Source organism: Billgrantia campisalis (assembly GCF_022341425.1).
Taxonomy (GTDB): domain Bacteria; phylum Pseudomonadota; class Gammaproteobacteria; order Pseudomonadales; family Halomonadaceae; genus Halomonas; species Halomonas campisalis.
The window spans coordinates 299,255-319,382 of sequence record NZ_JABFUC010000004.1; the positions used below are offsets into that span (position 1 = coordinate 299,255).

General features: G+C 66.4%; 16 protein-coding genes and 3 pseudogenes. 11 read left to right on the forward strand and 8 right to left on the reverse strand.

Annotated elements, in window-relative coordinates; genetic code table 11:
* Positions 1-13 precede the first annotated feature (13 nt).
* The 5 genes from HOP52_RS06960 to HOP52_RS06980 all read right to left on the reverse strand — a co-directional run bounded on the left by HOP52_RS06960 (position 14) and on the right by HOP52_RS06980 (position 7,053).
* Positions 14-862: a 3-hydroxybutyryl-CoA dehydrogenase gene (locus HOP52_RS06960; protein WP_238976642.1), complete on the reverse strand. Its 849-nt coding sequence runs from the start codon at positions 860-862 to the stop codon at positions 14-16.
* Positions 863-1,060: 198 nt separating this feature from the next.
* Complete coding sequence (locus HOP52_RS06965) at positions 1,061-2,692, reverse strand: acyl-CoA synthetase (protein WP_238976643.1); 1,632 nt, start codon at positions 2,690-2,692, stop codon at positions 1,061-1,063.
* Between the two features lie 89 nt (positions 2,693-2,781).
* A complete protein-coding gene (locus HOP52_RS06970; RefSeq protein WP_238976644.1) occupies positions 2,782-4,587 on the reverse strand; it encodes an acyl-CoA dehydrogenase in 1,806 nt (601 codons plus the stop codon).
* A gap of 166 nt (positions 4,588-4,753) precedes the next feature.
* Entirely contained in the window at positions 4,754-6,181 is a 1,428-nt protein-coding gene (locus tag HOP52_RS06975) for an MFS transporter (protein ID WP_238976645.1), read from the reverse strand.
* Positions 6,182-6,408: 227 nt separating this feature from the next.
* The gene (locus tag HOP52_RS06980; RefSeq protein WP_238976646.1) at positions 6,409-7,053 is read right to left on the reverse strand and encodes a class I SAM-dependent methyltransferase; all 645 of its coding nucleotides are present in this window, start codon (positions 7,051-7,053) and stop codon (positions 6,409-6,411) included.
* A gap of 64 nt (positions 7,054-7,117) precedes the next feature.
* Here HOP52_RS06980 and HOP52_RS06985 point away from each other — a divergent pair, with 64 nt between their 5' ends.
* The 4 genes from HOP52_RS06985 to gcvA all read left to right on the forward strand — a co-directional run bounded on the left by HOP52_RS06985 (position 7,118) and on the right by gcvA (position 9,903).
* A complete protein-coding gene (locus HOP52_RS06985; protein ID WP_238976647.1) occupies positions 7,118-7,498 on the forward strand; it encodes a VOC family protein in 381 nt (126 codons plus the stop codon).
* A 61-nt stretch (positions 7,499-7,559) separates the two neighbouring features.
* Positions 7,560-7,937, forward strand: a complete 378-nt coding sequence (locus HOP52_RS06990; protein ID WP_238976648.1) for a DUF4870 family protein — start codon at positions 7,560-7,562, stop codon at positions 7,935-7,937.
* Between the two features lie 4 nt (positions 7,938-7,941).
* Positions 7,942-8,871: a lysophospholipid acyltransferase family protein gene (locus HOP52_RS06995; protein WP_238976649.1), complete on the forward strand. Its 930-nt coding sequence runs from the start codon at positions 7,942-7,944 to the stop codon at positions 8,869-8,871.
* Positions 8,872-8,976: 105 nt separating this feature from the next.
* Complete coding sequence (gene gcvA, locus HOP52_RS07000) at positions 8,977-9,903, forward strand: transcriptional regulator GcvA (protein ID WP_238976650.1); 927 nt, start codon at positions 8,977-8,979, stop codon at positions 9,901-9,903.
* A 110-nt stretch (positions 9,904-10,013) separates the two neighbouring features.
* Here gcvA and HOP52_RS07005 read toward each other — a convergent pair whose 3' ends face one another.
* Entirely contained in the window at positions 10,014-11,945 is a 1,932-nt protein-coding gene (locus HOP52_RS07005; RefSeq protein ID WP_238976651.1) for a BCCT family transporter, read from the reverse strand.
* A gap of 108 nt (positions 11,946-12,053) precedes the next feature.
* Here HOP52_RS07005 and HOP52_RS07010 point away from each other — a divergent pair, with 108 nt between their 5' ends.
* The 6 genes and pseudogenes from HOP52_RS07010 (at position 12,054) to HOP52_RS07035 (ending at position 18,019) form a co-directional block, all read left to right on the forward strand.
* The gene (locus HOP52_RS07010; protein ID WP_238976652.1) at positions 12,054-13,244 is read left to right on the forward strand and encodes an aromatic ring-hydroxylating oxygenase subunit alpha; all 1,191 of its coding nucleotides are present in this window, start codon (positions 12,054-12,056) and stop codon (positions 13,242-13,244) included.
* Between the two features lie 23 nt (positions 13,245-13,267).
* Positions 13,268-14,710: an aldehyde dehydrogenase family protein gene (locus HOP52_RS07015; RefSeq protein ID WP_238976653.1), complete on the forward strand. Its 1,443-nt coding sequence runs from the start codon at positions 13,268-13,270 to the stop codon at positions 14,708-14,710.
* 11 nt (positions 14,711-14,721) lie between these two features.
* A pseudogene (locus HOP52_RS07020) lies at positions 14,722-14,883 on the forward strand (rubredoxin); the annotation flags it as partial.
* The gene (locus HOP52_RS07025; RefSeq protein ID WP_238976677.1) at positions 14,872-16,119 is read left to right on the forward strand and encodes an NAD(P)/FAD-dependent oxidoreductase; all 1,248 of its coding nucleotides are present in this window, start codon (positions 14,872-14,874) and stop codon (positions 16,117-16,119) included. The pseudogene HOP52_RS07020 and the gene HOP52_RS07025, both read left to right, overlap by 12 nt.
* Before the next feature lie 100 nt (positions 16,120-16,219).
* Positions 16,220-17,539: an NAD(P)/FAD-dependent oxidoreductase gene (locus HOP52_RS07030; RefSeq protein ID WP_238976654.1), complete on the forward strand. Its 1,320-nt coding sequence runs from the start codon at positions 16,220-16,222 to the stop codon at positions 17,537-17,539.
* Between the two features lie 117 nt (positions 17,540-17,656).
* Positions 17,657-18,019 carry a cupin domain-containing protein gene (locus HOP52_RS07035; RefSeq protein ID WP_238976655.1) on the forward strand — a complete coding sequence of 121 codons (363 nt, stop codon included), beginning with the start codon at positions 17,657-17,659 and terminating at the stop codon, positions 18,017-18,019.
* A gap of 15 nt (positions 18,020-18,034) precedes the next feature.
* Here HOP52_RS07035 and HOP52_RS07040 read toward each other — a convergent pair.
* Positions 18,035-18,109: pseudogene (locus tag HOP52_RS07040) on the reverse strand (mannose-1-phosphate guanylyltransferase); the annotation flags it as partial.
* Positions 18,110-18,212: 103 nt separating this feature from the next.
* Here HOP52_RS07040 and HOP52_RS19775 point away from each other — a divergent pair.
* Positions 18,213-18,332, forward strand: a pseudogene (locus HOP52_RS19775) (RidA family protein); the annotation flags it as partial.
* 70 nt (positions 18,333-18,402) lie between these two features.
* Here HOP52_RS19775 and HOP52_RS07045 read toward each other — a convergent pair.
* Positions 18,403-19,974, reverse strand: a complete 1,572-nt coding sequence (locus HOP52_RS07045) for an alkaline phosphatase family protein (RefSeq protein WP_238976656.1) — start codon at positions 19,972-19,974, stop codon at positions 18,403-18,405.
* Positions 19,975-20,128: the final 154 nt, after the last annotated feature.

Sequence of the window (20,128 nt, forward strand, 5' to 3'; positions counted from 1 at the left end):
CTTCGTCGACCCGCTATTCGTAAACGTGGAAGCCGCGTCCACTCTTGCGACCCAGGTAGCCGGCCGCCACCATGCGCCTGAGCAGCGGGCAGGGGCGGTACTTGGGATCGCCGAAGCCCTCCTGCAGTACTTCCATGATCGACAGGCAGACGTCCAGGCCGATCAGGTCGGCCAGTGCCAGCGGCCCCATGGGGTGGGCGGCGCCGAGCTTCATCGACTCATCGATGTCCGCGGCGCTGGCCACGCCCTCCTGAAGCAGGAAGGCCGCCTCGTTGATCATCGGCACCAGCAGGCGGTTGACCGCGAAGCCGGGCGAGTCGGCGATGGCCACCGCGGTCTTGCCGATCTCCTGGGTCAGCGCCTCGATGCGCGCCACGGTGGCGTCAGAGGTCTGCTCGGCACGGATCACCTCGACCAGCTTGAGCACCGGCACCGGGTTGAAGAAGTGCATGCCCACCACCCGCTCGGGGCGCTCGCACACCGCGGCCAGCCGGGTCAGCGACAGCGACGAGGTGTTCGAGGCCAGAATGGCGTCGTGGGTCAGGCGGCTCAGGTCGCGAAACAGCTTCTCCTTGAGCGCCGGCTGCTCCGGGGCGGCCTCGATGATCACCTCGCAGTCGCGCAGGGCGTCCAGCGCGGTCGTCACCTGAAGCCTGGCCAGGGCGGTGCCCTTGTCCGCCTCGGCGAGCTTCTCCTTGGCCACCAGCTTGCCCAGCCCCTTGTCGATGGCCGCCTGGGCGCGGGTCAGCTGCTCGTCGGCCACATCGTAGAGCTGGACCTCGAAGCCGCTGGTGACCAGGACCTGGGCGATGCCCTGGCCCATGGTGCCGGCACCCACCACACCGATTGGTTGTTGGCTCATTGCATCTCTCCTGATGATTTCTCGTAGTCTGCCGAGGACTGTCGCTCAGAGCATTTTCCGACGGCAAGCCTGCGGGGAGGCGCTGTAAACCCCTCCCTGGGCGCTACCGACGCCATCCCTGGCGTAGGACCTCCCCTACGGCTTGCCCTCGGACGCTACTCGCTGGGGTCGACGGCGATTATTCCTGTTGACCTGACCCTACTGCTTACGCGCTTCTTCGCGCAGTACGAATTTCTGGATCTTGCCGGTAGAGGTCTTGGGCAGCTCGGTGAACACCACCGTCTTAGGCACCTTGAAGCGGGCCAGGTGTGCGCGGCAGTGATCGATGATGTCGGCCTCGGTGACCTCGCCGTAGCCCACCTTGAGCTTGACGAAGGCACAGGGGGTCTCGCCCCACTTCTCGTCGGGCTTGGCGACTACCGCGGCCTCCTCCACCGCCGGATGGCCGTAGATGGCGTTCTCCACCTCGATGGTGGAGATGTTCTCGCCGCCGGAGATGATGATGTCCTTGGAGCGGTCCTTGATCTCGATATAGCCATCGGGGTGCCACACGGCCAGGTCGCCGGTATGGTACCAGCCGCCTTCCAGCGCCTGTTCGGTGGCGGCCTCGTTCTTGAGATAGCCCTTCATGACGTTGTTGCCGCGCATCAGGATCTCGCCGATGGTCTCGCCATCCTTGGGCACGGGTTCCAGGGTATTGGGGTCGGCCACACAGAGCGCTTCGAGCATGTGGTAGCGCACCCCCTGACGCGACTTGATCTTCGCCCGCTCCTCCACCGGCAGTTCATCCCACGCCTCGCGCCAGGCACACACGGTCACCGGACCATAGACCTCGGTGAGGCCATAGACGTGAGTCACCTCGATGCCCATCTTCTCCACACCGGAGATCACCGAGGCGGGCGGCGCGGCACCGGCGGTGGTGACCTTCACCGGATGGTCGAAGGAGCGCTTGTCCTCGTCGGGCAGGTTGACCAGGCCGTTGAGCACGATGGGCGCGCCACTGAAGTGGGTCACGCCCTCGTCGGCGATCAGGTTCATGATTTTCTTCGGATCGACCCGCCGCAGGCAGACGCTGGTACCGGCACGGGCGGCGATGGTCCAGGGGAAGCACCAGCCGTTGCAGTGGAACATCGGCAGGGTCCACAGATAGACCGGATGGTGCGGCATGGCCCATTCGAGGATATTGCTCACCGCATTCAGGTAGGCGCCGCGGTGATGGTAGACCACCCCCTTGGGCTTGCCGGTGGTGCCGGAGGTGTAGTTCAGCGAGATCGCCTGCCACTCATCCTCGGGCAGCCGGTAGGCGTAGTCGGGATCGCCCTCGGCCAGCAGCGCCTCATATTCCACTTCGCCGATATGGCGCGCTTCGCCCTCGAACATGGCGTCGTCGACGTCGATCACCAGCGGCTTGATCGCCAGGCGCGACACGGCGTCCTCGATGACGTCGGCGAACTCCGGGTCGACCAGCACCACCCGGGCCTCGCCGTGCTCGAGCATGTAGGCGATGGCCTCGGCGTCGAGGCGAATGTTCAGGGTGTTGAGCACGCAGCCGGCCAGCGGCACGCCGAAGTGTGCCTCGAACATGGCCGGTACGTTGGGCAGCATGGCGGCCACGGTCTCGCCGGGCTGGATACCGCGTTTCTCCAGCGCCGAGGCGAGACGGCGACAGCGCGACCAGGTCTCGGCCCAGTCGCGGCGGATCTCGCCATGCACCACCGCCGGGTAGTCGGGGTAGATCGAGGCGCTGCGCTCGATGAAGGTCAGTGGCGACAGCGCCACATGGTTGGCCGCCGTCTTGGGCAGGCCCTGCTCGAAGATGCTGTCGTTCATGCTGGGTGGGCTCCGGTGTCGAGTCGTTTTTATGGTCAGAACGGCTGGGAGGGAACGCCGCCGCAGCGAGCGACGGCGCAAGGGGCAGATCAGCAGGCTGCGGCGTCGAAGCCGGCCAGGCTCTCCATGCCGGCCTCGATCACCGCGCGCTGGGCGCGGCCCACCGGCAGCCACTGGCGCAGGGCATAGTCGGCACTGGCCAGCTTGGCGGCATAAAAGGGGTCCTCGCTGCCAGCGGCCCGGGCAGCGCCGGCGGCCAGCGCCGCCCGCCCCATCTGCCAGGCGCACAGCACGTGGCCGGCGAGATTGAGAAAGGGGGTGGCGTAGGCCTGAACGGCGTCGGGCCCGCGCTCGGGGTCGCCACCCTGGGCCAGCACCACGGCCATGGCGGCGCGCAGGTCGGTGGCGCCGGCGGCCAGGCTCTCCCCCAGGGGCGCCAGCTCGGCGCTGGCGGACAGCGCCACCGCGGTGGCCTCCACCTCATCGATCAGCCCGGTCAGCGCCGCGCCGCCGTCGCGCTGCAGCTTGCGGCCGGCCAGGTCCAGGGCCTGGATACCGTTGGTGCCCTCGTAGATGGGCGCGATGCGGGCGTCGCGCAACAGCTGGGCGGCACCGGTCTCCTCGATGAAGCCCATGCCACCATGCACCTGCACCCCCAGGGAGGCGATCTCCACGGCCTGATCGGTAGAGAAGGCCTTGACCACCGGAATCAGCACGTCGACGCGGGCCTGGGCGGCGTCACGTTCGGCGGGGTCAGCGGCGTGGCGGGCCACATCGAGCTCGGCGGCGCAGTAGAGCGCCAGGGCGCGCAGCGCATCGGTGCGCCCACGCATGGAGAGCAGCATGCGCCGTACGTCCAGGTGATCGCTGATGAGGCAGTCGCTGCGACCGGAGCGCGGACTTCTGCCCTGCACGCGGTCGTTGGCATAGCCGAAGGCGTGCTGGCAGGCGCGCTCGGCCACGCCGATGCCCTGAATGCCCACCTTGTGGCGCGCCTCGTTCATCATGGTGAACATATGATTGAGGCCGCGCCCCTCCTCGCCCACCAGGTAGCCGATGGCGCCCTCGCCCTCGCCGAAGCTCAGGGTGCAGGTGGGTGAGCCGTGGATGCCGAGCTTGTGCTCGATGGAGGCGCAGGTGACGTCGTTGCGCTCGCCCAGCGAGCCGTCCGCATTGACCAGAGGCTCCTTAACCAAGTACTTCGGCACCAGGAACAGCGAGATGCCCTTGTTGCCCTCCGGAGCGTCGGGGGTGCGCGCCAGCACCAGGTGGATGATGTTCTCGGCGGCGTCGTGCTCGCCCCAGGTGATGAAGATCTTCTGCCCGAACAGGCGATAGTGATCCCCTTCGGGCACGGCCCGGGTACGCACCTTGGAAAGATCCGAACCGGCCTGGGGCTCGGTGAGGTTCATGGTGCCGGTCCAGCTGCCCTCCACCAGCTTGGGCAGGTAGACGGCTTTCTGCTCATCGCTGCCGTGGTGGGCCAGGGCTTCGATGGCGCCGGCGGTAAGCATCGGACACAGACCCAGCGCCATGTTGGCGCCGTGCAGCATCTCCTGCACGCTGCTCGCCACCACCTCGGGCAGGCCCTGGCCGCCCAGCGCCTCGGCGACGCCGATGCCGTTCCAGCCGCCTTCGGCGTAGGCCTGGTAGGCCTCGATAAAGCCCTCGGGCAGTGTCACGCCGCCATCATCGCGCCGCGCGCAGCCCTGGCGATCACCGCTGGCATTGAGTGGCGCCCATACCTCACCGGCCAGTTTCGCCGCCTCCTCCAGCACCGCCTCCACCAGGTCGGGGCTGGCCTCCTCGAAGCCCGGCAACGCCAGAGAGCGATGCTCAAGCAGTTCCTCGAGCACGAAGCGGAGATCACGAACGGGAGGGACGAAGGGAAACATGACAATACCTCGGGAAAAATGATAGCAACGATAGTAGATTCACTACTTTTCGTTAACCATTATCCCTAGGTCGCATCTCATATGCCAGGCGAGAGTCCCCAACTGCGCGGCCGATGCCGCGCAGCGGAGGTGGACAGTGACTAGTGGGCAGGACAGAACTCAGTGATCAGCGCCGCGCATCGCTATCGCTCTCCTCGGCCAGGGCCAGCTCGCCCTGCTCGCCCTCGGCCGGCTCGCTATCATCGGCCTCATCGAAGTAAACGATATGCGCTTCATCGGGCGGCGGCGGCCCCACCAGCGGCTCGGCCACCGCGACCTCGGGCATCACCTCGGAGAGGTCCTCCATGTGCTCATGCTCGATGGCGCCTTGCATCAGCTCCTCGGTGACCACCAGCTCGGCGCCCGCCGAGGACATCGGTGTAGTGGGGGCGAAGGGCGCCACCGGCACCGGTGCCGGACGCACGCTGCGCCGCCAACCGAAGAACGCGACCAGGAACAGGCCCAGGCCGCCCAAGGACCAGAACAGGCCCGCATCGCCCACCGCCACCATGATCGGCGAGATCAACGGCGGACTAAGAGTGGAGCCGATGGCGTTGATCAGCAAAAGCCCCTGGCTCATGCGGACCAGAGCGCCCGCCGGGGCCCGGTCCGCGGCATGGCCGACCGCCACCGGATAGAGCGAGAAGACCCCGCCGCCGAGCAAGAACAGCGCCACCGCCAGCGTCCAAGGGGTCATCGGTAGCATCAGCACGGCCGCCGAGATCAGCGCCGTAAAGGCGCCGATCAGGATCAGCACCATCTGACGGTCATGACGGTCGGACCAGCGCCCCACCGGGTACTGCAGCAGCATGGCACCGAGCACCACCACCGCCATCATCTGCCCCACCTGGGCCACCGACAGGCCGATGCGCTGCAGATACAAGGGAAGCAGGGAGTAGACCGCGGCCACCGCCAGCCCCGAGCCGAAACTGCCCATCACCCCGGTGGGGGTGACCGTGATCAGGCGCAGCGGCGAGAGCGGCTCGGCCCTCTCGATCAGCGGCGAGTCCCGCGGAATCATCGCCATGGGCAGCACCGACAGCGAGGCCAGCATAGCGATTACCATGAAGGAGGCCGCCCCGCCCATGGCCTCGGTGACCCCCAACAGCAGTTGGCCGAGCACGCCCGCGGCGTACAGCGAGATCATGTAGAGCGCCAGCAGTCGTCCGCGTACCTTCTGATCACCGGACGTCAGCAGCCAGCTCTCGATCACCAGATAGACGCCTACGGTAGCCCAGCCGCCGATCAGGCGCAGCACGAACCAGGCCCAGGGCTCGGCCACCAGGCCCTGCAGCAAAACGGTCACCGCCACCAACGAGGCAAAGCTGCCGTAGGCGCGGATATGGCCGATACGCAGCAGCAGGCGATCGTTGAGCATGGCGCCCAGCGCCAGGCCGATGAAGTAGGCCGAGGAGACCCAGCCGATCACCACCGGCGACTCACCGGCGGCGTCCAGCCGCAGGGTAATCACCGTGGCCAGAAAACCGTTGCCGATGCCCAGGATAAACAGCCCCAACAGGGGCGCCAGCGCCATGGCCAGCAGTTGCCGCGACATGTCACGCCTCGCTTGGAAAGGGGATCCCTCAGGATGGTAGAAAAGCCGGGGCAACGCCCGCCGCCATCGGCCAAGGGCGTCAATCGGTAGGGCTGACCATGCCAACATGCGGCGCGAATCATACGCCCGACGCGCCATAAGTCAACGCCGGGTGAAGAAATTTTTCACAGAATAACAGCAAGTTATCGAAAGCGCCCGATAACGTCTCACGGTGTTTGCTTGGCGCCTCAGCCGCCACGGCGCTGTAGCAGCGCCACATCCGGCGCCGGCAGCAGCAGGTCCATGCCCAGGTGGTCAGCCAGCCATTCGAAGCTCGCCTCGCTGAAGAAGCAGACGTGGGTGGGGTCGAGAATGTAGTGCCAACGGGCGAAGGCCTCGGGCGTGCTCACCCGCTTGGTCATCAGCCCCAGCCAGCCGCCGGGCCTCAGCAGGCCGGCCAGCGCCTCGAGCTCGCGGCCGGGGGCGAAGAGATGCTCCACCACCTCGGTGGCGGTGATAAAGTCGTACTCGCTCGCGAGGACCCTGTCATCCGGCGCATAGAAGGAGTCGTAGATCGCCATGGGATGCCCCGCCTCCTCGAACATCACCGACAGCGTCGGGCCGGGGCCGGCGCCGAAGTCGAGTCCGCGTGCGCCGGGTGTGAGTCGGGCACGCAGGGGCGTATAAAGCCGCGCCAGAAACCGCCGATATCCCGGGTCGTCGGGCCGGTTCTCGTGCTGGTCGTAGACCGCCTTTTCGGCCGCTGGCGCGAGGCGCTGATGGGGCGGTACAAAGACCAGCCGGCAGCATTCGCAACGGTAATAATCCCGCCACCTGTCGCGGTGGAAGTGGCGCGTATCGGTGCCGGCGCATAGCGGGCAGGTCAGCATCATCGTATCCTCTTGGGCCTGACGACTGAGAAGCTTACAGAAAACCCCTGACCACAAGGAGATCGGCATGCTGTCAGGTCTGGACCACCTGGTCATCACCGTGACCGATATTGCCCGCGCCGTGGACTTCTACACCCGGGTACTGGGGCTCGAGGTGCGCTATCGCGACCGCGAGCGCGTCGACCTGATGCTTGGCGACATGGCCCTGCGGCTGCACTGGACCGCCACCGACATCCAACCCCGCGCCGCCACGCCGACGCCGGGCAGCCTCGACCTCTGCCTGCGCAGCCTGCTGCCGCTGGAGGAGGTGGCGCGCCACCTGGAGGCGCTGGACGTGGACGTGGAGCTCGGCCCCGTCACGCGCCAGGGCGCCAAGGGGCCCATCGAGTCGCTCTACCTGCGCGACCCCGACGGCAACCTGCTGGAGATCAGCCGCCCGGAGCGATGATGGCAAAGCCGTGCTCGGCCGGTATCATGGCCCCCAGACATTCACCAATTCAGGGATGACCATGCGCGACACCCCGCAACCTCACCACGATGTCGCCAAGCAGGACCAGGGGCCGGACACCACCCTGGCCATCGTGGTCTATGTGCTCCATCTGCTCGCCATTGTCTCAGGTGGCCTGACCTCGCTGGTGGGGGCGGTGATCGCCTACGTCTATCGGGGCAGCGGCCCCGAGTGGCTCGACGAGCACTACCGTTTTCAGGTACGCACCTTCTGGATGGCACTGCTCTATTTCTTCATCGCCGGGCTGCTGACCCTGGTGCTGATCGGCTATGTGCTCTGGCTGCTGGCGGTGGTGTGGCTGGTGGTCCGCTGTGCCAAGGGGCTGCGCCACCTGCAGCAGCGGCGCGCCCCCGACAACGTGGACACCTGGCTGTTCTGACCCCATGGCCAAACGCAACAAGCCCATTCATACCCTCCAGGCCCAGGCGATCGCCGCCCTGTGGCACGCCCTCGCCGGCCGTCGCCTGACCACCCTATGGCGGCTGGCGCGCTGGACCGGCCCGCTGGTGCACCGTTTCAGCCAGCGCGAACGCGAGGTCACCGAGATCAACCTGGCCCAGGTCTATCCCGACCTCGACCCCGCGGCTCGCCGACGCCTGGCGCGCGAAAGCCTGACCCACTCGGCGGCCACCATGCTCGAGCTGGGACTGGCCTGGATGGCCGAGCCGGCGCGAGTCGAGGCCGCCATCGTCGAGGTCCACGGCCGCGAGCTGCTCGACGAGGTCCGCGCCGAGGGACGCGGCGTCATCGTGCTGGCCCCGCACTTCGGCAACTGGGAGGTGCTCAATTTCTGGCTCTCCAGCCACTTCCCCTTCACCGCCATGTACGAGCCGCCCAAGCTCCACCGACTCGACCCGGTGATCCGCCGGGGCCGCGAGCGCATGGGCGCCAGCCTGGTGCCCACCAACCCGCGCGGCGTGGCGGCACTGCTCAAGGCGCTCAAGCGCAGCGAGGCGATCGGCATCCTGCCCGACCAGGAGCCGAGCTGGGGCAGCGGCGTATTCGCCCCCTTCTTCGGCCGCCCGGCCTATACCGCCACCCTGCTGCCCAAGCTGGTGGCGCGCACCGAGGCCCGGGTGGTCACCGGGGTGGCCAGGCGCCTGCCGGGCCAGGGCTTCGCCCTCCACTTCCTGCCCGCCGACGAGCGGGTCTACTCGCCGGACGAGACCGAGTCCGCCACCGGCGTCAACGCCAGCGTGGAGGCCGCCATCGCCCTGGACCCGGCCCAGTATCAGTGGGAGTACAAGCGCTACCGCAAGGTGGTCCAGAAGCTCGAAGGCCACCCCGAGCACGAGTCGTTTCGGATTTATTAAGCCCACTCACAGAGGGCCCATCAGCGAAAATGTCCGCTCACCGCAGCGCACGATGAGGCCACGTGCCACAATGGCATTACCTCATCCCCTGGCGAAAGACCAGCAATGAAGATATCCCCGCTGCCACCATTGAACAGCCTCGTAGCCTTCGAGGCCGCCGCGCGCCACCTGAGCTTCACCCTGGCAGCGGATGAGCTACACGTTACCCAGGGGGCCATCAGTCGGCAGGTGCGCAGCCTTGAAGCGTACCTCGGCAAACCCTTGTTCGAACGAGCCAATCGCAGCGTCAGGCTGACAGCCAGCGGCCTGCAGTATTATCAGGCTATCCGCGGATCACTGATGGGTATCGCCGCAGCCACCGAAGAGACCTGCAGTTGGAAAGGCATGCAGCAGATCACCGTGGCCACTTCCAGTGCCATGGCCTCCATGTGGCTGTTGCCCAAGATCTCGGCTTTCCAGCGCGCGCATGAGGATATCGAGCTGCGCATCGTGGCCCTCGAGCAGGTCCGTGACCTGCGTCGGGTCGAGTTTGATATCGCGCTCTATTACTGCCGGCAGCCACCGCCCTCCATGCAGGCCACCACCCTGTTTCACGAGGAAGTGTTTCCGGTGTGCAGCCCGGGGTATCTGGAGCGCCATGGTCCCCTCGACAGCCCCGAAGCACTGTCCAGCTGTACGCTGCTGTCCCTGGAGGATGCCGATAAGGACTGGATGAGCTGGAAGCAGTGGTTCACCGCGGTGGGAGCCGAAGTCAGACCGCCGCGGCGCCGACTCAATATCAACAACTACTCGATGCTGGTGCAGGCAGCGATGATGGACCAGGGCGTGGCACTGGGTTGGAGCCAGCTGGTCGACGACCAGCTGCTGCGTGGCCTGCTGGTGCGTCCGATGGAGACAGTGCTGCGAACCGAGGCACGTTTCTGCCTACTGGAGCCCGGCGAATCCCCTTCACGGCAGGCCAGCGTGCGCGCCTTCCGCGCCTGGCTACTGGATACCATCCCCAAGGAGGTGGGTGATCTGGGGCTGAGTTGAGCAGCCGAAACAATGCCAGGGGCCCCCGCGATGCGACATCACGGAGGCCCCTGGCAGGCTCGCTTCACTCGTTAGCTGGAGAGTGAAATGGGCCTCATCTCGGGGGCTTCTTAGCTGGCCGCTTGGCCACTGGCCTGGTCGATGTCGGCCGCATCGGGCCTGGCCTGGGGAGGCAGCATGGCGGCGGCCATCGGCTCGCGCCGAAGGGTGCGGTAAAGGCTGATCGTCATCAACATGATGAATACGGCGATGGGCAAGCCGGCAATGATCGAGGCCGTCTGGATCGTCTGTAGACCTCCGGCATAGAGAAGCGCACCGGCGATGCAGGCGATCACGAAGCCCCAGACCACCCGGATGGCCTGAGGCGGCTCCGAACTCCCGGCACTGTCCAGAATGCACAGCACCAGGGTGCCGGAGTCCGCAGAGGTGATGAAGTAGGTGGCCAGCAGGAGGACGGCGAGCATCGACAGCACACTGCCCAGCAGGCCCGGGTCGAGCGCCTCGAACAGCGTGAACAGGGCCAGGGTGTTGTCCTCCTGGGTGGCCTGCAGGATCGCCCCGCCCATGAACTCGCTGTCGGCCGCCAGTTCACCGCTGGCGATGGCCTGCTCATGGGCCTGGTAGGCCTGCTGCTCTTCATGCAGGGCGCTGCCCCCAAACACTGACATCCAGATGAATGTCACCAGGGTCGGCACGATCAGGGCGCCGCCGATGAGCTCACGAATGGTGCGTCCCCGGGAGATGCGCGCAATGAACATGCCCACGAAGGGGGCCCAGGTCATCCACCACGGCCAGTAGAAGGCCGTCCACCAGTTCTGCCAGCCGCTGTCGGCATTCACATCGCTCCACAGGCTCATGCCGACCAGGTTGTTGGCATAGTCACCGGTGCTCTGAAGAAAAGTATTGAGCATATAGCGGGTGGGGCCGATAGCCAGCACTACCAGCACGATCACCACCGACAACACCATGTTCCACTCGGAGAGGCGCCGGATACCACGCCCGACCCCCGACATCACCGACGCGATGGCGAAGAACATGATCAGCGCGATCATGGTCAGCTGCACGCCAATGCCAATCGGCAGTCCGAAGACTTTGTTCAGGCCACTGTTCATCTGAACCACGCCAAGACCCAGGGACTGGGACACGCCGAAGGCGGTGATGGCCACCGTCAGGATATCCACGGTGTGGCCGATGGGGCCGTAGATACGGTCGCCGATAAAGGGGTAGAGAATGGAGCGCAGGGTCAGCGGCAGTCCCTTGCGGTAGGCGAAATAGGCCAGCGACAACGCCACGATGATGAAGACCGCCCAGGGATGCAGACCCCAGTGGAAGAAGGTCAGGCGCATGGCCATGGCGGCCGATTCTTCGCTCATGCCCTGGGTGAAGGGATTGTCGGCGTAGTGCCACATGGGCTCGGCGACCGACCAGAAGATCAGTCCGATGCCCATGCCACCGGAGAACAGCATGCTGACCCAGGAAATGAAGCTGAACTCCGGTCTCTCGTCGTCCTTGCCCAGCCGGATGTGGCCAAAACGGCTGACCATCAGGTAGAGCAGGAAGAACAGCACCGCACTGACCAGGCCAAGGTAGAACCACTTGGCATTGTTCAGTACGGCCGTCGAGGCTTGCTGGAATATGGCACCGGCCTGGTCGGCCAGCACCGCACAGAAGATGACAAAGCCGATGACCAGCACCTTGGAGGCGATGGTCACCGTGGGATTGAGGCCTTTGAACAGGCCGCTTTCTGCGCGCATGGCATGTTTCTCGATTGGCAATGGGTGTTGTTGTCGTGATGTCGTCAGGTCGGGCGAGCCGCTGGGGAAGCGGACGCCAGGCGCGCAGAGTGAAGGCAGTCTCGCCGCATGGGCAAGGCATTTTTTGTCATGCATGGATGAGTTTTTCTCATTCATTTCATTGCCCTGGATCAGTTGCCGGATCTTTTTTTTAACTAATTGTTGAGCAAGGTCATTTTTTGATCGGTTAGCGGGCATTTCACCGCATGAGTTTTTGTCATCCATTGATGCGGAATCATCGATTGTCATCAGAGGGTCGACGCTCCCAGACTCGCCAGCACCAACCGGCTCGCTGAGGCAGTCTCAGCCCGGTGGCTACCAGCAACGCCAACAACTAGCCGTCCAAGCGAGTGCCCCATGACCGATACCACCCTGCCCCTGATCCCCGCCCAGCACCTCGACCGTGTGCTTGCCCCGATCGAAGAAGCCACCGGCATGCCCAACACCGCCTACGTCAGCGATGCCTTCTTTGCTGAGGAGCGCGACCGCCTGATGGCCAGTACCTGGACCTGCGTCGGGTTTGCCAGCGATCTGATCAAGAACGGCTACGTCAAGCCGGTCGATTTCATGGGGCTGCCGCTGCTGCTGATGCGCAACAAGGATGGTGACACCCAGGTGTTTCATAACGTCTGCAGCCATCGCGGCATGCAGCTGGTCGCCGAGGAGGGCGAAGTGCAGGGCGTGATTCGCTGCCCCTACCACTCCTGGACCTATGACCTGAACGGCAACCTGCGCGGGACTCCGCATATCGGCGGCGTTGGCCAGCACAAGGTGGACAGCTTCAAATGCGAGAAGCATGGCCTCAAGCCGGTGCGCAGCGCCGTGTGGATGGACATGGTGTTCATCAACCTGGACGGCCAGGCGCCGGAATTTGCCCAGCACGTGGCACCGCTTGAGAACCGCTGGCGCGATTTTATCGGTGCCGACGGCTTCGCGCTGCTGCGTCGCGTCAATATGGGCGGCAATCTCGAGATCACCGTCAACTGTAACTGGAAGCTGGCGGTCGAGAACTACTGCGAGAGCTATCATCTTCCCTGGGTCCACCCCAGCCTGAACAGCTACTCGCGGCTCGAGGACCACTACAACATCCAGTTCGGCGAGCACTTCTCCGGACAGGGCAGCCTGGCCTACCGCCTCTCCAACGTGGCCGGCACCCGCCTGCCCAAGTTCCCGTCCTGGCCCCAGGACAAGCTGGAACACGCCGAATACGTCTCCTTCTTCCCCAATGTGCTGCTGGGCATCCAGGCCGACCACGCCTTTGCCATGATGCTCGAGCCGGTCTCCGCCGGTAAGACCGTCGAGCACCTGCGGGTCTACTACGTCGGCGACGAGGCCACCCAGGATGAGTATGCCGCTTGCCGCACCTCGACCCTGGAGTCCTGGCGGGTGGTGTTTGGCGAGGATATCGGTGCGGTGGAAGGCATGCAGCGTGGTCGTCAGTCTCCGGGCTTCCAGGGCGGCGTCTTCTCGCCGGTGCTGGACCATCCGACCCATTACTTCCATCAGTGGGTGGCGCGCCGCGTCCGCACTGAAGCAACAGCAGCCTGACTTTGTCCGTCCTGGAGCCCCTGATGAGCACACTCGACCGCTACTACAACTACATCGGCGGCGCCTGGACGGGCGCCGACACCTGGCGCGTCATCCATGACCCGGCCACCGACGCGCCCTATGCCGAGATCGCCGAGGCCAGCATCGCCGATGCCGATGCCGCCATGGCGGCGGCTCGCCGCTGCGTCGCGTCGGGTGAATTGAGCGCGGTACGCCCGGCCCAGCGTGTCACCTGGCTGCTGGCCATCGCCGATCAGATCCGGGCGCTGACCGACGAGGCCGCCCTGGTGCTGTGTCGGGAGAACGGCAAGTCACTTGAGGTAGCCCGCGGTGAATTCATCGAGGCGGCGCGCTACTTCGAGTACTACGCCGGGATGGCCGACAAGATCGAAGGCGTGTCGATTCCACTTGGCGATGGTTACCTGGACTTCACCAGCTATGAGCCGCTGGGTGTCTCGGTGCAGATCGTGCCCTGGAACTTCCCGCCGTCGATCTGCGCCCGCTCCCTGGCGCCGGCGCTCGCCGCCGGCAATGCCGTGGTGATCAAGTCGCCGGAAGTCTCGCCGTTGGCCATGACCTTCCTGATGACGGCCTGCGAGCGCGCGGGCCTGCCCAAGGGGGCCGTCAACCTACTGTGCGGCACGGGGTCGGTCGTCGGCGCCCATCTGGTCCAACATCCCGATACCAACCAGATTGTCTTCACCGGCTCGGTGCCCACCGGCCAGCGCATCCTGCGCGATGCCGCCGAGCGGGCCACGCCCAGCGTCATGGAGCTGGGCGGCAAGTCGGCGGCTATCGTGCATGCCGATGCCGATATCGAGCAGGTCATCGACAGCGTCAAGGCAGGCATCTTCTTCAATGCCGGCCAGGTCTGCTCGGCCCTGTCCCGCCTGCTGGTGCACCGCTCGCGCTTCAACGAGGTCATTGAGCGTGCCCGCGTGCTCGCCGAGGGCCTATCCATCGGTCCCGGCGTGGACAACCCGGACCTGACCCCTCTGGTCTCCCGGGAGCAGCTCGACCAGGTCGAGGGCATGTGTCGGCGTGCCATCCAGGCGGGCGCCACCTGCCTGACCGGCGGCGAGCGGGTCTCCGGAACCCGCGGCTACTTTATGCAGCCGACCCTGTTCACCGATGTCGCCGTGGACAGCGAGATCTTCCAACAGGAAGTCTTCGGCCCGGTACTGGTGATCCATCCCTTCGATACGGAAGACGAGGCCGTCGAGCTGGCCAATGGCACCCAGTTCGGTCTGGTGGCCGGCGTCTTCGACAGCCAGTTGGACAGGGCCCTGCGCACCGCGCGGCGCCTGCGTGGCGGACAGGTGTTCATCAATGAGTGGTTCGCCGGCGGGGTGGAAACGCCCTTCGGTGGCGTCGGGCTTTCGGGCTTCGGTCGCGAGAAAGGCCAGGAGGCGCTCTACAGCTACGTCCAGACCCGCAATATCGCCATCCGCGTCAAGGGCGCGTGAAGGAGCTCCCGATGAAGAAGTGGCTCTGCATCATCTGCGGCCTGATCTACGACGAGGCCGAGGGCTGGCCCAACGACGGCATCGCTGCCGGCACCCGCTGGGAAGACGTCCCGGACGACTGGCTGTGTCCCGACTGCGGCGTGGGCAAGATGGATTTCGACATGCTCGAGATCACCGATGACATCCCGCTGGCGGCCGGCGCTGCAGTGGCTCCGGCGCCGCTGGTCGATGCCGTGGCCGCCCACAGGCCCCAGGGCCCGTTGGTGATTATCGGCAGCGGCCATGCGGGCTACGGGCTGGCCGAGGCGGTGCGTGCCGTCGACAGTCACCGCGAGATTCATGTGGTTACCGCCGATGACGGTGGTCTCTACTCGAAGCCAGCGCTGTCCAATGCCCTGGCGCTGGGCAAGAGCGCCGAGACACTGCTCGACGAGTCGGCGCTATCCATCGAGAAGCGCCTGAGTATCCGCGTGCACGCCTTCTGCCCGGTGGCGCGCATCGACGCCGAGGCAAAGTGCCTGCATACCCGCCTCGGTGAGCTGGAGTACGGCCAGCTGGTCCTGGCCACCGGCGCCCGCCCGATCCGCATCCCGGTAGCGGGCGAGGCGGACGCACTGCTCTCGGTCAACGACCGCGGCGACTATGGCGAGATGCGCCGGCGCCTCGACGCCCTGGAGCGCCCGGCGCGGGTGGCGATCATCGGCGATGGCCTGATCGGTTGCGAGTTCGCCAATGACCTAGCCCGGGCGGGCCACGCGGTCGAAGTGGTAGGCCTCGCCGAGCGCCCGCTGCCGCGGCTGCTCCCCGAGGCGGGCAGCCAGGTCCTGCGCGAAGCGCTCTCCCGGCTTGGCGTGGGCTGGCACCTGTCCCGCTCGGTGGCCAGCGTGGCCGCCGAGGCGGCCGGCTACCGGCTGATCCTGACCGATGGCAGCGAGCTCGAGGCGGACCTGGTGCTAAGCGCCGTGGGACTGGTGCCCAACCTCGACCTGGCCCAGGCGGCCGGTATCGACTGCGGGCGCGGCATCCGGGTGGATGATCAGCTCGCCACCTCGCGGCCGGACGTCTTCGCGCTGGGCGACGCCGTGGAGATCGACGGCCAACTACTGCCCTACCTGGCGCCGATCAATGCGGGCATAAGGGCCCTGGCGGCGACCCTGACCGGCACGCCGACAACGGTCAGTTATCCGGTGATGCCGGTGATGGTCAAGACGCCGGCGGCGCCGATCTGCGTGGTGGCGCCCCCGGCAGAGGCCAAGGTGAGCTGGCGCGTTACCGTCACCGCCGATGGCATCGAGGCCGGTGCCCATGACGCCATTGGTCGACTGCTGGGCTTCGCCCTGGTGGGTGAGGCCGCCATGGCCCGTCGCAGCGACTGGGTCAAGGCCTGTGGTCAGGATCTGGCCGCCTGAACGGGATAGAAAACGCGTCAAGGTGTGATGAGCACCTTGACGCTCCCCTGACAACACCGGATACGCGGTGACGACGTCGCGCCGTGCGCGGGAGTCCACAATGACAACTTCCATCATTCCCCAGGATGACAAGTGCAATGGCTGGTATCAGCTATTGCCAGAACCTGCTCCGGCGAATCGTCTCAATGCGTCTACCACGGCCGACTGGCTGGTGATCGGCGCCGGCTTCACTGGCCTCGCCGCGGCCCGGCGCGTGGCCGAGCTGCGCCCCGGCGAGCGGGTGGTGCTGCTCGAGGCCCTGCGCGTCGGTCAGGGCGCTTCGGGACGTAACACCGGCTTCGTCATCGACCTGCCCCATAAGCGCGATCTCGAGGGCGACGATCTCGAGCGCAAGCAGAAGCTGCTATCGCTCAATCGTGCGGCGGTGGAGGATCTCCAGACCCTGGTCCGGCGCCACGCTCTCGACTGTGGCTGGTCCTTGGCCGGCAAGTATCAGGGGGCGGTGGGCGAGCGCGGCCTCAAGTACCTCGACCACTACGAGACACTGCTCAGGGATTTCGACTATCCCTATCGCCGCCTGGAGCGCGACGAGCTGGCGCCGATTCTCGGCACTCGCCACTACGCCGCAGCCATCTACACGGCCAATACCGCCCTGATGCAGCCCGCTGCCCTGGTTCGCGGGCTCGGTGAGACCCTGCCAGCCAATGTCGAGCTCCATGAACACTCCCCGGTGGTCAACCTCACCCACTCGGGCGGGCAGTGGTGTGCCACGACGCCGGAGGGTGAGATCCGTGCCACCAAGCTGCTGCTGGGCTCCAACATCTATTCCCAGGAGTTCGGCTTCCTCAAGGCGCGCATGCTGCCGGTCATGACCTTCGCCAGCATGACCCGAGAACTGACCGAGTCAGAGATGGCGCTGTTCTCTGCTGCGCCCCACCACTTTGGCCTGACCCCTGCCGACCATGCCGGCACCACGGTGCGGCTGACCCCGGACCGCCGGCTGATCATTCGCAACCAGTACCGATTCGTGCCTCGCTACCACGACGACCTGGCCGAGCGGACCCGCATCCGCCAAGGGCATCGGGTCTCTTTCGAGGCCCGCTACCCGGAGCTCACCCATGTGCCCTTCGCGGCCACCTGGGGCGGCGCGTGCGGGTTGTCGCGAAACTACACCGCCTTCTTCGGCAAGGTCGGTGATAACGCCTGGATGTCCGGCGTGCATCAGAGCGTTGGCGCGGCCCGCGGCACCATTTCCGGCAAGCTGCTCGCCGAGCTGGCCACCGGCCAGGATTCCAGTCAGCTGGCCGATATGCTGGCGGTCTCCGGCAAGCCGGCACGCAATCCGCCGGAGCCCTTCCTGAGCCTCGGGGTGAAAACGCGCATGAAGCACGCGGCCTGGGCCAGCCGAGCCGAACTGTAAGTCAGCCCCGACCCTCAAGCATGTGAGCGCCTGGCCACCGCTGGCGGCCGGGCGCTTGTGTGTGACTCCTTAACCCCTCACGCCTCACGCTTCACCCCTGGCACAGGAGACGACCCCATGAGTGACATGCCCACGCGCGCCATCAAGTTCGACCACCGTGACACCACCTTCCGCCATCGCGGCGGACCGCCCGGTCACGCCGAAGTCGGCCGTACCGTCGATACCACCCTGAGCGAGACCCTGGGCGCCGGCTTCGCACGCTGGGAAGGCGCCGACGTCGCCTGGACCGTGCTCTATGACGAGGTGATCTTCGTGATCGAAGGCAAGCTCGAGGTCACCGCCGCGGGCGAGACGCATATCATCACGCCGGGTCAGATGCTGTGGATTCCCGAGGGCACCGAATTGGTCTATGGCGGCCATGCGCTGTTCGGCTATGCACTGTATCCCGGCAACTGGAAAGCGCTGCATGGCCTGGAGTAGCCCTCACTCCCGCCCTTAGTCGTCATCGAGCCGCACGATGTCGTCCTCGCCCAGGTAGCCGCCGGACTGCACTTCGATCAGTTCCAGCGGCTGTCTGGCGGACCACTGCCATAAGTCACAGCAGGCGAACTTCGCCAAATCGCCGAGGCCGGATGCCAGGGACCCAACCAGGCCAAGGCCTTCTGCCGCGCCGGCATGGGCCCCTGCCAGGGGAGGGTGTGCGGCCTGCGTAGAGGCCCGCATGGCCAGCCCGGAGCTGCTGGTGGAGATATCCGCGGTGGCCGCCCTGCCCACCAATCCTCAAGGGGCGTGATCTTCAATATCCACCATCCGGCCATGCTCTCCCAACTGCACACTGTGCCTGTCGGCTAGAGTCACCGGAATCATCCGCCGAAGTCCTCATGCAGCCAAGCGCGCAGGCGGTCCATGCCCGGGTGCTCCTCGCGCTCTGGCGGCAGCATGCCGGGGACGAAGCCGCGCGCCTCGAAGGGCGCGAGCAACGCCGGGTCACCGCTGATGACATGCACCGGCACCCCACCGCTGGCGTCGTCGCCGGTGATCAGCGGCGCCGCCTGGTGGTCACCGAGCAGGATCAGCAGGCTGTCGTCGCCCAGAAAGTCCTCGATCCAGCGCATGCTGGCGTTGAGCGAGTAGTCCACCGACAGGGCGTAGTGCTCGCGCACCCGCTCCAGGTCCTGCCACAGCACCTCGGGCGGGTCGCCGGCATCGGCCCAGCGCTGGAAAACGCTGCCGTCGCCGACCTCGTCCCAGTCGTCGAGCACCGGCAGGATCGGCGTCCAGGGCGCGTGGCTCGAGATCAGGGCGATCTGGGCGAATAGCGGCGCGGCCGCCGGCTGTCGAATATGGCGCTCGAAATAGTAAAGCGTGAACTGGTCGGGCATGGTCACCCAGTTGAGCGGCGGCCCGGCGTAGTCGATGTCCGCGGCGGCATGGATCTCGTCGAAGCCGTAGGCCTCCCCTTCCGGCCAGGCCAGGGTGATCGCCGGCATCACCGTCAGGGTGCGGTGGCCGCTGGCGCGAAAATCGTCCACCAGGGTGGGGCGTTCGCTGGCCAGCATCAGGCGGTACCAGAGCTGACTGTCGATCCACAGCCCACTGAGCGTGCTGGCGTGGGCCAGCCACGACTGACCGCCGCGGATCGGCGCGTCCAGGGTCCCCGAGACCACCGCCAGGCCGGCCGTCTCCAGCCGGGCCGCCATGTCGTCGAGACGCGGCAGGATGACTTCGGCATAGCGCTCGTCGTTCACCGCCGAAACACCGTAGGACTCGACGAACACCAGCAGCACGTCGCGACCGGCCAGCCCCGACAGCTCCCGAACCGGGCCGGGGGCGTCTGCCAGGCGCGCCGTGAAGTCACGTCGCGCCCGGTGGGTCTCGATCAGCTGCTGGCCCTGGAAGCGCAGGGTGTCCACCAGCGGGGCTCGCGCCACCGGCACCAGCCGCGCCTGGTTGAGTTCCGCGGCGAGCAGCGCCCCGCTCCCCACGACCAGCAACAGCGCCAGCCCCAGGGCGGCGCCTCGACGCGCCCGCCCCTGCAGCGCGGCGAGCCCCCGCCACAGCCCCCACAGCAGCCCCACCAGCGCTACCACCGCCAGGAGCAGGGCGAGCACCGCCAGGGGAGTCCCCAGGTTGCCCGCCAGCAGATGGTAAACCGATCGCAGCAGCGGGAGGTCCAAGTAGAGGTTGAGCGAGCGCCCCAGCGCCTGATGGGTCGCCGCATCACCAAGCCCAGCCAGCAGCGCCAGTGCCACCGCCGCCAGCGCCGGCCAGCGCAGCCAACTCGCCGGTCCCCGCGCCGGCAACAGCGCGAACAGCGCCGCCAGCAGCAGGGCCTCCAGGGCCAGCCAGCGCGGCGACAGCTCGCCGAAGCGCAGCCACAACGGCAGCAGCAGCGCGACATTGAGCAGGGCGGCACCGATCAGCAGGCGCAGCATGGCGGCACTCCTCGGCGGCGATGGGAAAGACGGCATCACCCGAATGGTAGCCCACCGGAATCAGGTGTACATTTCAGCAATCAACGTACAACCCATGTCTCAATAATTACCAGCCTTGCCGCCCCGTGCAGGAAACGGCATCAGCGGCGACACT